Origin of the sequence: Streptomyces sp. NBC_01363, assembly GCF_026340595.1 — a bacterium.
Lineage (GTDB): Bacteria > Actinomycetota > Actinomycetes > Streptomycetales > Streptomycetaceae > Streptomyces.
In genome coordinates this window covers 5,505,185-5,521,031 of sequence record NZ_JAPEPF010000001.1, presented here as the reverse complement: position 1 = coordinate 5,521,031, position 15,847 = coordinate 5,505,185, and the positions used below count along the sequence as shown (strand labels likewise).

The following is a 15,847-nucleotide window of genomic DNA, read 5'->3' as shown; positions in this document are numbered from 1 at the left end:
GCGTGATCCGATCCCACTGTTCCGCTGTGCGCGCACACTCTCCGACCTGAGATGACAGCACGTCAAGGGATCCGTGGAGGTCACGGGTCGAGCCAGTGGACCAGACCACTGGCAGGGCGCCTGACCTGCGGCGGAAAGATTCAACTGGTCTTCGGCGACGGCTCGTCGCCCAGGTCCCGCGGAGGGGTGGGGCGGCCGCGGACCGGTGTCCGGACGCCATCCATGAGCACGCCTTTTGTGTGACTAATGCCGGATGTGCGTGCCCCGAACGGCCGAAGGGTAGTGCTGGCGCCGACACGATCATGTCCGTGCGACGTTCGCACGGCGATCCAGGAAAGGCCGGACGCACATGGCTCAGCCGTTCACCCTGCCGGATTTCTACGTTCCGTATCCGGCGCGGCTCAACGCCCACGTCGAGGAGGCCCGAGTACACACCAAGCAGTGGGCGCGCAGCATAGGAATGGTGGAGGGTTCGGGCATCTGGGAGGAGAAGGACATCGACTCCCACGACTACGCGCTGCTGTGCGCGTACACCCACCCCGACTGCTCGGCCGAGGCGCTTTCGCTGGTCACCGACTGGTACGTGTGGGTCTTCTTCTTCGACGACCACTTCCTGGAGCTCTTCAAGCGCAACCCCGACCGTGAGGGCGCCAAGCAGTATCTGGATCGGTTGCCGGCGTTCATGCCGATGGACCGCGGGGCCCCGATGCCGGAACCGACCAATCCGGTCGAGGCGGGGCTGGCCGATCTGTGGGCGCGTACGGTGCCGAGCATGTCCGACGCCTGGCGGGCCAGGTTCGCCGTGGCGACGGAGAACCTGCTCAACGAGTCGCTGTGGGAGCTCGCCAACATCAACGAGGGGCGCATCGCGAACCCCGTCGAGTACATCGAGATGCGCCGCAAGGTGGGCGGCGCCCCCTGGTCGGCGGGTCTCGTGGAGTACGCGGCGGACGCCGAGGTCCCCGAGGCGGTGGCCGACGAACGTGCGCTGCGGGTGCTGCGGGACGCCTTCTCCGACGGCGTGCACCTGCGCAACGACCTCTTCTCGTACCAGCGGGAGGTCGAGGACGAGGGCGAGAACAGCAACGGTGTGCTGGTCCTGGAGCACTTCCTCGGCTGTACCACACAGGAGGCCGCCGACGCGGTGAACGATCTGCTGACGTCCCGGCTGCAGCAGTTCGAGAACACCGCGCTCACCGAACTCGGTCCGCTCTGCGCGGAGAAGGGGCTCGACCCCACCGATGCCGCGGCCGTTCTCGCGTACGTCAAGGGCTTGCAGGACTGGCAGTCCGGCGGTCATGAGTGGCACATGCGCTCCAGCCGCTACATGAACGACGGCGCGGTCGAAGCGGCCACGACCGGCTTCGGCATGGCCGCGGCGTCGATCCGGTTCACGTCACGCTCGGAGGCGGCCCGGCTGCGCAGCCATACACATGTGCCGTACCAGCGCGTCGGCCCGTCGCTGCTGCCGGACTTCGAGCTGCCCTTCGGCACGACGCTCAGTCCGCATCTGGACGGGGCGCGGGTACGGATCGTCGACTGGGCGGGCCGGATGGGCATCCTGGAGGCGCAGCCGGGGGTGCCCGGTTCGCATATCTGGGACGAGGAGCGCCTCCTCGCGACCGATCTGCCGCTGTGCGCGGCGGGGCTGCACCCGGACGCGACGCCGGAGGAACTGGACCTCTCCTCGCAGTGGCTGACCTGGGGGACGTACGGCGACGACTGGTTCCCGGTGGTGCACGGACGGGCCCGCGACCTGGCGGGGGCCAAGCTCGCCAATGAGCGTCTGTCGCTGTTCATGCCCCTGGACGGATCCGGGACGCCCGAACCGGTCAACGCCCTGGAGCGGGGGCTCGCCGATCTCTGGGCGAGGACCTCGACCCCGATGGACGCGGACGGGCGCCGCGCGTTCCGGAAGGCGGTCGAGGACATGACCGCGAGCTGGGTGTGGGAGCTGGCGAACCAGGTGCAGAACCGCATCCCCGACCCGGTGGACTACGTCGAGATGCGGCGCATGACCTTCGGCTCCGACCTCACGATGAGCCTGTGCCGGCTGGGACACGGCAGGAAGGTCCCGCCGGAGATCTACCACAGCGGGCCGCTGCGCTCCCTGGAGAACGCGGCGGCGGACTACGCGTGTCTGCTCAACGACCTGTTCTCGTACCAGAAGGAGATCGAGTTCGAGGGTGAGGTGCACAACGGCGTCCTGGTCGTGCAGAACTTCTTCGGGGTGGACTATCCGACCGGTGTGGCGATCGTGTACGACCTGATGAAGTCGCGGCTGAGGCAGTTCCTGCACGTCGCCGATCAGGAACTCCCGGTGCTCTACGACGACTTCGGGCTGGACGCGGAGGCGAGGGAGGTCCTCGCCGGGTACGTGCTGGAGCTCAAGCACTGGATCGCGGGCATCCTGATCTGGCACCGGGACTGTCGGCGCTACCGCGAGCAGGACCTGCTGCGCGGCACCGGAACCCCGTGGCACATCAGCGGTCCCACGGGGCTCGGTGTCTCGGCGGCGCGGGTGACCGCGCTGTTCGCTCAGCCCTCGGCGACCAGCGTGTAGCGACCGCCTGCACGTGCCTTGAAGACCTTCTCGCCGCTCGCGAACAGCGAGCTGCGGACGGTCACTTCGCGGCTGCGGCTCGCCGTGATCACCACACGGCGGGCCTGCCCCGCGGCCCATTCGATGTCGACCGTGAAGCCTCCCCGGGCGCGCAGCCCGCGCACCGATCCGTCCGGCCAGCCCGACGGGAGGGCGGGGAGGATGTCGACGGTGTCGTGCTGGCTCTGCAGCAGCATTTCGGCAATGCCCGAGGTGGCGCCGAAGTTGCCGTCGATCTGGAAGGGCGGGTGGGTGTCCCAGAGGTTGGGCAGGGTGGAGTTCTTCAGCTGCTCGGCGAGCATCCTGTGGGCGTGGTCGCCGTCGCGCAGCCGCGCCCAGAAGTTGATCTTCCATGCCTTGGACCAGCCGGTGCCGCCGTCGCCGCGCGCGCCGAGGGAGACCTCGGCCGCCTCGGCCCACTTGCTGCCGGGTTCGATCTGCCGCCCGGGGTGCAGGGCGAAGAGGTGCGAGACATGGCGGTGGTCGTCGGCCGGGTCGTCGCGGTCGCCCTTCCACTCCTGGAGCTGGCCCCAGGAGCCGATCCGCAGCCCGGGGTCGAGCCGGTCGAGGGCGGTCTCCAGGCGGCTGCGGAAGGCAGGTGAGTCGCCGAGGGTACGGGCGGCCTCCAGGGTGTTGGTGAGGAGGTCGTGCACGATCTGCTGGGACATCGCGGCACCGGCGGTGAAGTCGCCGTGCTCGGGCGAGTAGCTGGGGGTGACGACGAGCAGTCCGTCGCGCGGGTCGGTGCGCAGATTGGCCAGCCAGAATTCGGCCGCCTCCTTCATCGCCGGGTAGGCGGTGGAGCGCAGGTAGTCGGTGGATCCGCCGAACCGGTAGTGCTCGTACATCTGTTGGGTGAGCCAGGCTGCGGCCTCCGGGAACCAGAAGGCGGTGGACCAGTCGTGGACGCCGGTGAAGCCGTACGGGTTGGTCTCGTTGTGCACCACCCAGCCGGCGGTCCCGAACATCTCCTTCGCGGTCTTCCGGCCGGGGGCGCGCATCGCTTCGATGTAGCGGTCGTAGGGTGCGGTGGTCTCGGCGAGGTTGGTGACCTCGGCGAGCCAGTAGTTCATCTGCAGATTGATGTTGCTGTGGTAGTCGGCCGACCACGGCGGGGTGGTGGAGTTGTTCCAGACGCCCTGGAGGTTGGCGGGCAGCGAGCCGGCCCGCGAGGAGGCGATCAGCAGGTAGCGGCCGTACTGGAAGAACAGCGCTTCCAGTGCCCGGTCGGCGGGACTCGCACCGCCCGTGTAGCGGGCGAGCAGCTGGTCGGTGGGCAGGTCGGGCAGTTGCTGGCCGATGTCGAGGGCGACCCGGTCGAAGAGGGCGCGGTGGTCGCGTACGTGGGTGTCGCGGACCTTCTCGTAGGAGGTCCGGGCGGCGGAGTCCACGGCGGCGGTGACCGCCGGGTGCGGGTCGTCGCCCCGGTAGGAGGGGTAGTCGTCGGCGTAGTCGGTGCCCGCGGCGAGGACGAACCAGGCGCTGTCGGCGCCGGTGACGGTGAGGGTGCCGTCCGTGCCCGCGGTGATGGTGCCGCCGCTGGTCAGGACGCGGATCTGGGCCTCGAAGCGCAGACCGTTGTCCTCCAGCGCGCCGCGTACGGTGAGCCGGTCGCGGTCGGCGGTGACGGTGCAGTCGCTGCGGGGTGAGGTGTAGCGCAGGGTGAAGGACACCTGCCCCGGACGGTCGGCGCGGAGGCGCCCCGCGATGACCCTGCCCGGGTGGGAGGCGAAGAACTCCCGCGTGTGGCCCACCTCTTGATGGGCGTAGGTCACGGAGACGAGGGCGCTGCGCAGATCGAGGGTGCGGCGATAGGAGGCGTCGGGGGCGGCCGGTGCGTTCGGCAGATCCAGCCGCAGGTCGCCGAAGACCTGGTAGGCGCCGTAGCCACGCCGCGCCTGTCCGAGTTCGGCGGCGACGGCGTCCGGGCCGAGTGCGCCCTGACTGTCGAGGCGTTGCTGTACGCCGGTGAGGGCGCCGGGCCTGGGGGCGGTCCAGTTCCCGAAGTCGTAGCCCTGGACGGAGCCGGGACCGCCGGTCCACAGCGTCTTCTCGTTGAAGGTGAGCTGTTCGGAGGCAAGCGTCCCGTACACACTCGCGCCGAGGGCACCGCCGCCGATCGGGAGCGACTCACGTTCCCAGTTCGCGGCCGGGGCGTCGTACCGGAGAGTCGGATCCGCCTGTTCCTTCGAGTAGGCGGCACCCTGCGATTCATCGGAGGTGCCGGCTGCGGTAGCCGTGCCGGCGAGGGTGGGAATTCCCAGTGCCAGAGCACCGGTTGCGCCGATCGCTGTCGTGACTGTGGTGCGTCGCGTGATCCCGGATGTCATGCGGCCGACGGTAAAGGTCCGACGACTGGCCCGACAAGGAGCACGACAAAGCGGCCTCTTGGACGGAGGCCGCGAGCACTTGGACAGATGTTGGGGTATGTGCCCCGCCGCCGCCCGGGACAGGCGGACGGCCGACGGGAGGACCGTTTCAGCCCTGTTGGAACAGCTCGGCGGGCAGGGGCTTCAGCAGGGTGTACAGATCGTCGGTGATCGGCCGGTCCCAGCTGGCGATGGTGACGAGCACGCCGTCGCTGCGGTCGAACTGGACGCAGGAGATCCGGCTCTCGGAGAGCTTGACCCGGCGGACGATCAGCAGGTTGTCGCCCTGCATCACGGGCATGTCCTCCGTGCCGGTGACCTCGACCGGCTCGTCGTTCTCCAGCGCGAGCAGCAGCTGGGCGACCTCGAACGGGACCTGGCCCTCCTCGGTCTCGCGGGCGGGCGAGCCCTCCGGGAGATTGCCGATGATCATCGCGGGGCCGCGTCCGCCGAACAGGTCGTAACGCAGAAAGACGCCCTGACAGCTTCCGTCGGGCGCGGGCAGCAGACCGGCGCCGAGGTTTCCGGGCCAGTCCCCCGGGTCCATGGCCAGGACGTCGAAGTCGGGGCCCGCGGGTGTGGCGGCGCTACGGCGGCGGAGGAAGGACATGCAGCCATGTTACGTGTCCGGGCTCACGTTGCGGAGCCGGGTCCGCGCAGGCCGGGGCGCCGACGGGCGCGCGGGCCGGACCCGGCCGGGTCCGCGCCCCGGGCTCGGGCGGATCCGCGCCCCTGCTCCCGGGAGGATTCCGCGGCCAACGCCTCCAGCACGCCGACGGCCTCCTCGCCCCGGTCGTACGGGACGAACAGGTGGTCGTGATGGAAGCCGGCCACCACATTGCAGCTCAGCCCCACGTCCGTGAGCGCCAGGGCCACGGCGGCGGTAAGTCCGACCGCGTCCAGCGCGGAGTGGACACGGAGGGTGATCCAGGCCGCGGCGTAGTCGTGGCCCAGCCCGGCCGAGACGGCCTGCGCCTCCGGAAGGACCAGCGTCAGCCCTTCGGCCTCGGTGACCGTGACGACGGGCGTGACATCGCGGGGCACGACGCCGTCGGGCACAGTCGTGAAGACGTAGCGACCGGGGTTCAGCTCCGGTCGCATTCCGCTCAACAGGCTTCGGAGATCACGCTCACCATTCACGGCGACCACGCTACCCACGGTGTGCGGTGACGCGACCCGAACGGGAACGCCCTCGTCCGGCCCTCAGGTGAGGTCGAACTCGCCGTCGCGGGCGTTCACCACGAAGGCGCGCCACTCGGCCGGGGTGAAGATGAGCGACGGGCTGCCGGGTTTGCCGGCGTTGCGCATCGCGATGAATCCCTCGACGAAGGCGATCTGGACGTCTCCCACGCCCTGGCTGCCCGACCGCCAGTGCGCGTCGCTGAGATCGAGGTCCGGCTTGTCCCAGCCCGCGAAGGGCTGCTGGCCCGTGGTGCGCTCCGCCACTTCGGCTCCTCCCACTTGTCGTCCCGGGCCCAAAGCGTAGTCACACCCGGCGGTCCCGGACAGGGCGCGAAGGGGCTCGCGCCGGTCCGGGACGACCTGGTGTCAGCGGGTGGGAGGCTCGGCTCCGACCAGCCACATGGAGAAGAACTGCGACCCGCCGCCGTACGCGTGACCGAGCGCTTTCCGGGCCCCCGGCACCTGGTGTTCGCCCGCCTGTCCCCGGACCTGCAACGCGGCCTCGGCGAAGCGGATCATGCCGGAGGCGCCGATGGGGTTGGTGGAGAGCACTCCGCCCGAGGGGTTCACGGGCAGATCGCCGTCGAGTTCGGTGACGCCGGACTCGGTGAGCTTCCAGCCCTCGCCCTCGTCGGCGAAGCCGAGGTTCTCCAGCCACATCGGCTCGTACCAGGAGAACGGCACGTACATTTCCACGGCGTCGATCTCGCGTCGCGGGTCGCTGATGCCGGCCTGCCGGTACACGTCGGCGGCACAGTCCCGGCCCGCCCGCGGCGAGACGAAGTCCTTGCCGGCGAAGAGGGTCGGCTCGCTGCGCATCGCGCCGCCGTGCACCCAGGCGGGCGGATGCGGCGAACGGGCCGCTCCGGCACGGTCGGTGAGGATCATCGCGCAGGCCCCGTCGGAGGACGGGCAGGTCTCCGAGTAGCGGATCGGGTCCCAGAGCATCGGCGCCGAGCGGACCTTCTCCAGGGTGATGTCCGGGTCGTGGATGTGCGCGTACGGATTCTTGAGCGCGTTGCGGCGGTCCTTGTACGCGACGAGGGAACCGACCGTGTCCGGTGCTCCGGTGCGGCGCATGTACGCCCGCACGTGCGGGGCGAAGAAGCCGCCCGCTCCGGCCAGCAGCGGCTGCTGAAACGGGATGGGCAGCGAGAGCCCCCACATGGCGTTGGACTCGGACTGCTTCTCGAAGGCGAGCGTGAGGACGGTGCGGTGCACCCGCGCGGAGACCAGATTGGCCGCGACCAGTGCGGTGGAGCCGCCGACGGAGCCCGCGGTGTGCACCCGGAGCATCGGTTTGCCGACCGCGCCGAGGGCGTCGGCGAGATAGAGCTCCGGCATCATCAGGCCCTCGAAGAAGTCGGGTGCCTTGCCGATGACGACGGCGTCGATGTCCGCCCAGGTCAGTGCCGCGTCCTCCAGTGCCCGGACGGCGGCCTCGCGGACGAGTCCGGCGATGGAGACGTCCCGGCGCGCGGACACGTGCTTCGTCTGGCCGATGCCGACGACGGCCACGGGCTCCTCAGGCATGAGCGCTCTCCCCTTCGAGGACGGCGACCAGGTTCTGCTGCAGGCAGGGCCCGGAGGTGGCGTGGGCGAGCGCCCGGTCGGACTCCCCGCGGTGGATGCGGGCAGCGGCCTCGCCGAAGCGGATCAGCCCGGCGGCCATGACGGGGTTGGCGGCCAGTGCGCCGCCGGACGGGTTGACGTTCACGTTGTCGCCGAGCCCGAGCGCCTTGCGCAGGACGACTTCCTGGGAGGTGAACGGGGCGTGCAACTCTGCGGTGTCCACCGGCCGTTCGAAGACTCCGGCGCGGGTCGCGGCGAGCCGGGTGGACGGTGATTCGGTCAGCTCCCGCACCCCGAGGCCATGGGCCTCGATGCGGTGGTCGATGCCGCGGATCCAGGCGGGGCGGGGGCACAGGGCCCGTGCGGTGTCACCGGCGGCGAGGATCACGGCGGCCGCGCCGTCACCGACCGGCGGACAGTCGCCGGTGCGCAGTGGCTGCACGACGTACTCCCCGGCCGGGACCGGTCCCCCGACCTGGGCGTGCGGGTTGTCCGCCGCGGCGGCGCGGTTGCGGTGGGCGATCACGGCGAGGGCGGCCTCGTCCGTGTCGCCCGCGTCGATCAGGGCCTGGGCCTGGAGGGCGGCGAGTGCGACGGAGTCCGGCCAGAGCGGGCCGACGTAGTACGGGTCGAGCTGGCGGGTGAGGACGTCGCGCACCTTGCCGGGCGAGGACTTTCCGTAGGAGTAGACGAGCGCGGTGTCCGCCTGGCCCGTCTGGATCTTCACCCAGGCCTCGTACAGCGCCCAGGCACCGTCCATCTCCACATGGGACTCGGAGATCGGCGGGTACGCGCCGACGCCGTCGAGGGCCATGGTGAAGGAGAAGGCGCGGCCCGCGAGATAGTCGCTGGAGCCGGAACAGGTGAAGCCGATGTCGCTGACCCTGAGCCCGGTCGCGTCAAGGACCCGGTGGAGGACGGGCATCAGCATCTCGACCTCGGAGAGTTCGTCGGTCTGCCGCAGGTGGTCCGTCTGCGCGAAGGCGACGATCGCCACGTCTCGCATCTAGAGCAGCTCCTTGTACACGTCGTAGTCGGCGTCGGGCTCGCCGGTCGGCCGGTAGTGGTCGGGGTGCCGCCCGCCCTCGGTCCAGACGGGTTCGACGCGCAGGCCCATGCGCACCCGGTCGTACGGGATGCCGCCGATCCGCGCGTGCAGGGCGAGGTCCGCGCCGTCGAGTGCGATGTGCGCGTAGACGTACGGGACTTCGATGTCGAGGTTCTTCGCCTTGATGTTGACGATGCAGAACGTGGTCACGGTGCCGCGCGGGCCGACCCCGACCCGTTCGGCGGTGGCGACTCCGCAGGTGGGGCAGGCGCCGCGGGGCGGGACGTACACCTTGTGGCAGGACGGGCAGCGCTCGCCGACGATGCGCTGCCGGGAGAGTGCGTCGAGGTACGCGCTCTGGGCGCGGCCGGGGGTGTACCGGTAGTCGAGCCTGGCGGGGGTGACGATGCCGGTGACGGGGTCGGTGAACTCGCCGTCGTGCGGGGCGCATTGCCCGGTGTCCTCGCCGTCGTACGGCTCGAAGCAGGCGATGTCCGTGATCGCGCCGGTCCGCTCGGGGGCCCAGCGGATCCGTACCCGCATGCCGGTGCGAACGGCTTCGGGGCCGGGTGCGGCGAGGGCGTGCAGCAGCGCGGTGTCGGCGCCGTCGAGCCGGACGAGGACCCAGGCGAAGGGGGTGTCCAGGGGCTGGCCTCGGCGCGGGGCGGGGTTCCAGGCCCAGGTGGTGACGGTGCCGGTGGCGGCGACCTCGGTGAGTTCGCGGATCTCCTCCGCGGTGACGGGGTCGTACTCGACGGGCGGGACCAGAACCTTTCCCTCGCCGGTGCGGACGCCGAGGACGGTGCGTTCGCGCAGTCCGGTGAGGAAGGCGCTCTGGACGGGTCCGAGGGAGCGGGTGAAGGGGAATTCGACCACCAGCGGTGCGCTGAGGGTTTCGGGCACGGTTGCCTCCTCGGCTCAGGCGCGCCGGTAGACGGGCGGGCGCTGCTCGGCGAAGGCGCGGGCGCCTTCCTTGGCGTCGTCGGTCGCGAAGATCGGCCAGCCGCGATCCAGTTCGGCGGCCAGCCCCTCGGTCTCGGTCATCTCGGCGGTCTCGTACACGGAGGCCTTGACGGCCTCGACGGCGAGCGGTCCGCAGGCGTTGATCCGCTCGGCGACGGCGAGGGCCTCCTCCAGCGCGGTGCCGTCGGGGACGACCCGGCCGATCAGCCCGATGCCGGCCGCTTCCGCGGCGCTGTACGGGCGTCCGGTGAGGAGCATTTCGAGTGCGTGCGTCCGGGCGATCTGGCGTGGCAGCCGGACCGTCGACCCTCCGATGGGGAACAGTCCGCGCCGCACCTCGAAGAGCCCGAAGGTGGCGCTCGCCCCGGCGATCCGGATGTCGGTGCCCTGGAGGATCTCGGTGCCGCCCGCGACGCAGTGGCCCTCCACCGCGGCGATGACCGGTTTGCGGGGGCGGTGGTGGCGCAGCATCGCCTTCCAGTGCAGATCGGGGTCGGCGGTCATCCGGTCCCGGTACTGCTCGCCCTCCATTCCCTTGCCCGCCAGGGCCTTGAGGTCCATACCGGCGCAGAAGCAGCCGCCCGCGCCGGTCAGGACGACCGAGCGGATCGTGTCGTCCTCGTCCGCCGCGAGCCAGCCGTCGTACAGCCCGACCAGCATCGGCAGCGACAGGGCGTTCTTCGCCTCCGGCCTGTTCAGGGTGAGCACCAGCGTGGCGCCCTCGCGCCGCACGCCGAGGTGTTCCGTACCAGCCATTGTCCGCCTCCCATCCAAAGACCTAGAACAGGTTGCAGTAGGTGGTGGCCCAGTTCAATAGTTTTCTGACAGCTAGTCAGATTTCCTCGGCGGCACCTCTTCCCAGTTGCGGCTCCCGGCGCTCTAATGACCGCCGAGCCAGTCAGCTTCCGGGGTCAGGAGGAACGGTGGAGTACAACCTTGCCGACCTGTTCGAGTCGGTCGTCGACGCGGTCCCGGAACGCGAGGCGCTCGTCTACCTCGACCATCCCGGCACGGGTGCGGAGCGCCGGCTGACGTACGCGGAGCTGGACGCGGCGGCCAACCGCCTCGCCCACCACCTGATCGAGGCGGGCATCGCCCCCGGCGAGCATCTGGGGCTGCACCTCTACAACGGGGTCGAGTACCTCCAGACCGTGCTGGCCTGCCTCAAGGCCCGCATCGTCCCCGTCAATGTGAACTACCGCTATGTGGAAGAGGAGTTGGTCTACCTCTACCGCGACGCGGATCTGGCCGCGCTGGTCTTCGACGCCGAGTTCGACGAGCGGGTCGCGGCCGCCGCGCCGAAGGCCCCGGGCCTGCGTCATCTGGTGCGGGTGGGCGCACCGGAGGCGGGGGTCCGGGGCCCCGACGCCGTCGCGTTCACCGATGCCGAGGCGGCCGGGAGTCCGGAGCGCGGCTTCCCGCCGCGCTCGGCCGACGACCAGTTCATCATCTACACGGGCGGCACCACCGGAATGCCCAAGGGCGTGATGTGGCGCCAGGAGGACCTCTTCTTCTCCGGCCTGGGCGGCGGCGCGCCGACAGGCGAGCCGGTGAAGACCCCGCAGGAGCTCGCCGAGCGGGTCGCCGCGGGCGGGGACGGGATCACCTTCTTCCCCACACCACCGCTGATGCACGGCACCTCGACGCTCACCGCCTTCATCGGTTTCAACTTCGGGCAGCGGATCGTGGTGCACCGCAAGTTCGTGCCCCAGGAGGTGCTCCGTACGATCGAGAAGGAGAAGGTCACCAGTGTGTCGCTGGTGGGCGATGCGATGCTGCGGCCACTGATCGACGCGCTGAAGGGCCCACTGAAGGGCACCGACTGCTCGTCGATGTTCTCCGTGTCGAGCTCGGGCGCGATCATGTCGGACTCGGTGCGCGCGGAGTTCCAGGCACTCGTGCCGACGGTGATGCTGCTGAACAACTTCGGCTCGTCGGAGTCCGGGTTCAATGGCACGGCCACGGCCGACTCGGGTCCGGAGAACGGCTTCCGGCTCCAGGTCAACTCCCGTACGGCGGTGGTCGATCCGGCCACGTACGAGCCGGTGGCCCCGGGCGAGCCGGGGCGGATCGCCCAGCGCGGACACGTGCCGCTCGGGTACTACAACGACCCGCAGAAGACCGCGGAGACCTTCTTCCGCAGGGGCGACGAGCGATGGGTCCTGCTCGGTGACATGGCGACGGTCGACGAGGACGGCATCGTCACGGTGCTCGGCCGCGGCTCGCAGTGCATCAACACCGGGGGCGAGAAGGTGTACCCCGAGGAGGTCGAGCAGGCACTGAAGGCCCATCCGGACGTGTACGACGTACTGGTCGCTGCGGTGCCCGACGAACGGTGGGGCAACCGTGTCGCGGCGGTGGTGCAGCTGCGCGAGGGGGCGTCCGAGCCCTCGCTCGACGACCTCCAGGCCCACTGCCGGACCCGTCTGGCGGGCTACAAGATCCCCCGTCGGCTGGTGATCACCCGCCGGATCCAGCGCTCGCCGAGCGGCAAGGCCGACTACCGGTGGGCCCGCTCGGTCGTCGCACCCCGGCGCGAACCCGGGGAATGAGAGCCGGGCACCCGCGCGGCCGGAGCCGGCCCGGCCACCGGGCGGCCGATCCCGCGTAAGCCATTCGGGCACGCTCCGAACCCATCCGCTCACCCTATGTGGCATCCGGGGGAGATCGACCATAGCTTCGGCTCATGAGGAAACGAAACATCAAGATCCTTGTCCCCGTCGCGGTCCTCTCGGCCGCGGGATGCGGAATGTCTGTCCCCTCCGCCTCGGCCACGGACTCGCACGAGGTCCGTCCGGGCCAGTCGATCCAGAAGGCGGTGGACGCCGCCCGGCCGGGTGACACCGTCGTCGTGCTGCCCGGCACGTACCGGGAGAGCGTCCTGATCACCAAGCCCGGCCTGACCCTGCGCGGCTCCGGCAGCGGGACCGTGCTGCGGCCGGCCGAGCCGGGTCCGAAGGCCACCAACGCCTGCGCGAAGACCGGTAGCGGAATCTGCGTCCTGGGCAAGGCGGGCGGGACCGTGGACGGTGTGCGCATCGACTCGCTGACCGTCTCCGGCTTCAAGAAGAACGGCATCTGGGCCTCCTGGACCGACCGGCTGACCGTCCGGCGGGTGACCGCCGAACACAACGGCGTCTGGGGCATCGCCCAGGAGCGCTCCACCCGCGGTGCCTTCACGGGCAACACCGCCCGTGCCAACGGCGACGCGGGCATCTTCGTCGCGAACACCGTGGACAAGGAGGGGGGCGCCACCGACACCCGGGGCACCGAGCTCCAGGACAACACACTCACCGACAACCGGATCGGCTTCACCGCCAGACGGGTACGCAACCTGTCGGTCCACGACAACAACTTCACCGGCAACTGCACCGGTGTGTTCGTCGTGGGCGACGAGGGGAAGCCGCAGGCCGGCGCGATGAAGATCGAGTCCAACAAGATCACCGGCAACAACAAGTTCTGCTCCGCGACCGAACGGCTGCCGGCCCTCCAGGGCTCCGGCATCGTGCTCACCGGCGCCGCGGACACCGAGGTGCGCTCGAACACGATCCGCGACAACTCGGGCACCGCCCCGATGTCCGGCGGTGTCGTCCTGTTCAAGAGCTTCGTGGGCACCAAGAACACCGGCAACACCATCAGCGACAACGTCGTGCTCGGCAACAAGCCGGCCGACCTCGCCAATGGGGACACCGGTAAGGGCAACACGTTCACCGACAACGTCTGCGCCAAGTCCGCACCGGCCGGGATGTGCTGACCGATGCACCCCCGCACGAGGAGAAGCGAAACAGCATGACCACTGTGAGCCCCACCCCCACACCCACCCCCGTACACGCCGCCCTCCCGCACCCCGTCACGCCCCCGCAGCCGGCCATGCAGCTGCGTGAGCTCGTCTTCGGCGCGGCCAGGGCCGCCGCCGTGCGCGCCGCCGCCCGGCTGGGCGTCGCCGACGCGCTGGGCGAGACGCCCGCGACGGCGCAGGAACTCGCGGCCCTGGTGAAGGCCGAGCCGGCGCCGCTGCGGCGGCTGCTGCGCGCCCTGTCCTGTTACGGGATCTTCACCGAGACCCCGGACGGGCAGTTCGCCCACACGGAGATGTCACGCCTGCTGCGCGAGGACGACCCCAACAGCCTGCGCGACATCTCGCTGTGGTGCACCGAGCCCTGGACCTGGGACGTCTGGCCGCACCTAGACGACGCGGTACGCACCGGCAGGAGCGTCTTCGCGGACGTGCACGGCAAGGGGTTCTTCGACTACCTCCACCAGGAAGCCCACGAGTCCGCGCAGATCTTCAACCGCGCGATGACCACCTCCAGCATGCAGTCCGCGCTGGACGTCGCCGAACTCCTCGACCTCACCGGAGTGTCCTCGGTCGCCGACATCGGCGGCGGCCAGGGGCATGTGGTGGCGAGCCTGCTGGAGAAGCACCCGTCGCTCCACGGCACCCTGATGGACCTGCCGGGCGTGGTGGCGCGCGCGGACGCCCGGCTGCGGGACGAGGGCACGCTCGTCGACCGGACCCGGATCGTCGCCGGGGACTGCCGTGAGGCCATCCCCGTCGAGGCCGACCTCTACATCATCAAGAACATCCTGGAGTGGGACGACGACAGCACCCGCCGGACGCTGCGCAACGTGGTCGCGGCGGCCCGCCCGGGAGCCAGGGTCGTCGTCATCGAGAACCTCGTCGACGACACCCCCTCGATGCGGTTCACCACCGCGATGGACCTGCTGCTGCTCCTCAACGTCGGCGGCGCGAAGCACACCAGGGAGAGCCTGGTCACCCGGATCTCGGACGCCGGGCTGCTGATCGGCGAGGTCGTCGCGGTCAACGCCTACCTCCACGCGTTCGAGTGCGTGGTCCCCGACTGACCCCCCTCCCCGGCACCACGGAAATCCCCCTGCACCACGGAAATCGCCCCGGGCCCGGCCTTTCGGCCGGACCCGGGGCGATCGTCCGTCTCAGGCGGGGACGCCGCGCTCCCACCGGTAGAACTCGTGGGCCATGGCGTCCTTGGGACCACGCCAGGTCAGCGGGTCGTACGCGCTGACGTAGGCGGTGAGCTTGTCGCTGATGTCCTTGAACTCCGGGTGCTCGGTCACCTTCGCGATCTCGGGACCCGGCGGGTGCTCCGACTCGATCAGGTGCAGATACACGTCGCCGAACTGGAAGAGCTTGCGCCGGGTGACGCCGACGAGGTGCGGCAGTTCGCCACTGTCGGAGGCTGCGAACAGATTCGCGATGTCCGGCGCCGAACCCGGGGCCATCCGGGCGACGATCAGAGCGTGGTGCATCGGGCGATGCCTTTCTGGTTCCCGTCCCGCCACCCGGCCGGCCGGGTGGCGGGACGTGGGCGGATGGCGGGTCAGTTGGCCCCGACCGAGGCCGTGCGGCGCTCCCGGTCGCGCTGCTCGATCTTGTCCCGGATCAGCTCCATCTGGACCTTGGAGTTGCGGTTGATGTTGTCGGTCATCCAGGCGTCGTCGACGGGTGCGTCGGGACGCATCGCGAAGTCCTGGGCCCAGTGCATCTTGGTGCCACCGGGAACCTCCGAGTACTCCCAACGGATGTTCATGTGCTGGAACGGACCGGGCTCCACACGGCGGGCACGGACGGTGCGGTTGGCACGGTCCACGGTCCGCTCGGAGACCCAGCTCCACACCTTGTCGTTCTCGTCGGGGTGCATCGTCAGACGGAAGGTCGTGCTGTCGCCGTCCCGCTCGATGACCTCGACCGCGGCGTACTCGCTGAACAGCCGCGGCCAGTTCTCCAGGTCGTTCGTCACGTCCCAGACCAGGTCCAGGGGGGCGGCGATGGTGATCTCGTTCTCGGTGTGTCCGGGCACTTCAGGCTCCTGTCATGAGGCTGTTGTTGACGAGGTCGAGGAATTCCTGGGGGGTCCTGCAACGGTCGGCATCGGCCGGCAGCGCCCGGCCGTGCCGGTTCTCCAGCACGCCCACGATGCCGAGCAGGCCCAGCGAGTCGAGGCCGTACTCGTCAAAGGCCGAACTGGGGCGCTGCTCCATGTCGCGCGGGTCGACGGTGACTCCGGCGCCCTTCTTCATCAGGACGGCGAGTTCCGTGTAGGTCAGTCGGTCGGTCATGAGGACTTCTCC

Annotated in this window: 14 protein-coding genes and 1 pseudogene; 4 read left to right on the top strand and 11 right to left on the bottom strand. The window is 70.2% G+C overall.

Translation table 11 applies throughout. From position 1 onward, the window contains the following. Positions 1-349 precede the first annotated feature (349 nt). Complete coding sequence (locus OG611_RS25015; RefSeq protein WP_266424148.1) at positions 350-2,563, top strand: germacradienol/geosmin synthase; 2,214 nt, start codon at positions 350-352, stop codon at positions 2,561-2,563. Here the strand turns inward: OG611_RS25015 and OG611_RS25010 are convergent. From OG611_RS25010 to OG611_RS24975, 8 genes and pseudogenes are all read right to left on the bottom strand, one after another. Continuing rightward, positions 2,539-4,932, bottom strand: a complete 2,394-nt coding sequence (locus OG611_RS25010) for a glycoside hydrolase family 95 protein (RefSeq protein WP_266424145.1) — start codon at positions 4,930-4,932, stop codon at positions 2,539-2,541. The genes OG611_RS25015 and OG611_RS25010 overlap by 25 nt on opposite strands. 148 nt (positions 4,933-5,080) lie before the next feature. Then, the gene (locus tag OG611_RS25005; protein WP_018550733.1) at positions 5,081-5,581 is read right to left on the bottom strand and encodes a hypothetical protein; all 501 of its coding nucleotides are present in this window, start codon (positions 5,579-5,581) and stop codon (positions 5,081-5,083) included. A gap of 134 nt (positions 5,582-5,715) precedes the next feature. Then, positions 5,716-6,111: pseudogene (locus OG611_RS25000) on the bottom strand (ACT domain-containing protein); the annotation flags it as partial. 63 nt (positions 6,112-6,174) lie between these two features. Continuing rightward, complete coding sequence (locus tag OG611_RS24995; protein ID WP_266424132.1) at positions 6,175-6,417, bottom strand: DUF397 domain-containing protein; 243 nt, start codon at positions 6,415-6,417, stop codon at positions 6,175-6,177. A 102-nt stretch (positions 6,418-6,519) separates the two neighbouring features. Further along, positions 6,520-7,686, bottom strand: a complete 1,167-nt coding sequence (locus OG611_RS24990; protein WP_266424130.1) for a thiolase domain-containing protein — start codon at positions 7,684-7,686, stop codon at positions 6,520-6,522. Next, entirely contained in the window at positions 7,679-8,731 is a 1,053-nt protein-coding gene (locus tag OG611_RS24985; protein WP_266424127.1) for a thiolase domain-containing protein, read from the bottom strand. The genes OG611_RS24990 and OG611_RS24985 overlap by 8 nt, the downstream gene beginning before the upstream one ends. Further along, the gene (locus tag OG611_RS24980; RefSeq protein ID WP_266424124.1) at positions 8,732-9,676 is read right to left on the bottom strand and encodes a Zn-ribbon domain-containing OB-fold protein; all 945 of its coding nucleotides are present in this window, start codon (positions 9,674-9,676) and stop codon (positions 8,732-8,734) included. A gap of 15 nt (positions 9,677-9,691) precedes the next feature. Beyond that, positions 9,692-10,492 carry a crotonase/enoyl-CoA hydratase family protein gene (locus OG611_RS24975; RefSeq protein ID WP_266424121.1) on the bottom strand — a complete coding sequence of 267 codons (801 nt, stop codon included), beginning with the start codon at positions 10,490-10,492 and terminating at the stop codon, positions 9,692-9,694. A 167-nt stretch (positions 10,493-10,659) separates the two neighbouring features. Here OG611_RS24975 and OG611_RS24970 point away from each other — a divergent pair, with 167 nt between their 5' ends. The 3 genes from OG611_RS24970 to OG611_RS24960 all read left to right on the top strand — a co-directional run bounded on the left by OG611_RS24970 (position 10,660) and on the right by OG611_RS24960 (position 14,602). Further along, positions 10,660-12,288: an acyl-CoA synthetase gene (locus OG611_RS24970; protein WP_266424118.1), complete on the top strand. Its 1,629-nt coding sequence runs from the start codon at positions 10,660-10,662 to the stop codon at positions 12,286-12,288. A gap of 134 nt (positions 12,289-12,422) precedes the next feature. Then, positions 12,423-13,490, top strand: a complete 1,068-nt coding sequence (locus tag OG611_RS24965; protein WP_266424115.1) for a nitrous oxide reductase family maturation protein NosD — start codon at positions 12,423-12,425, stop codon at positions 13,488-13,490. A gap of 35 nt (positions 13,491-13,525) precedes the next feature. Further along, positions 13,526-14,602: a methyltransferase gene (locus OG611_RS24960; protein WP_266424114.1), complete on the top strand. Its 1,077-nt coding sequence runs from the start codon at positions 13,526-13,528 to the stop codon at positions 14,600-14,602. A gap of 90 nt (positions 14,603-14,692) precedes the next feature. On the opposite strand, the gene OG611_RS24955 is transcribed toward OG611_RS24960, so the two are convergent. From OG611_RS24955 to OG611_RS24945, 3 genes are all read right to left on the bottom strand, one after another. After that, a complete protein-coding gene (locus OG611_RS24955; RefSeq protein ID WP_266424111.1) occupies positions 14,693-15,025 on the bottom strand; it encodes a TcmI family type II polyketide cyclase in 333 nt (110 codons plus the stop codon). Positions 15,026-15,096: 71 nt separating this feature from the next. Next, positions 15,097-15,576: an SRPBCC family protein gene (locus OG611_RS24950; protein ID WP_266424109.1), complete on the bottom strand. Its 480-nt coding sequence runs from the start codon at positions 15,574-15,576 to the stop codon at positions 15,097-15,099. Position 15,577: 1 nt separating this feature from the next. After that, complete coding sequence (locus OG611_RS24945; protein ID WP_266424106.1) at positions 15,578-15,835, bottom strand: acyl carrier protein; 258 nt, start codon at positions 15,833-15,835, stop codon at positions 15,578-15,580. Between the last annotated feature and the right edge of the window lie 12 nt (positions 15,836-15,847).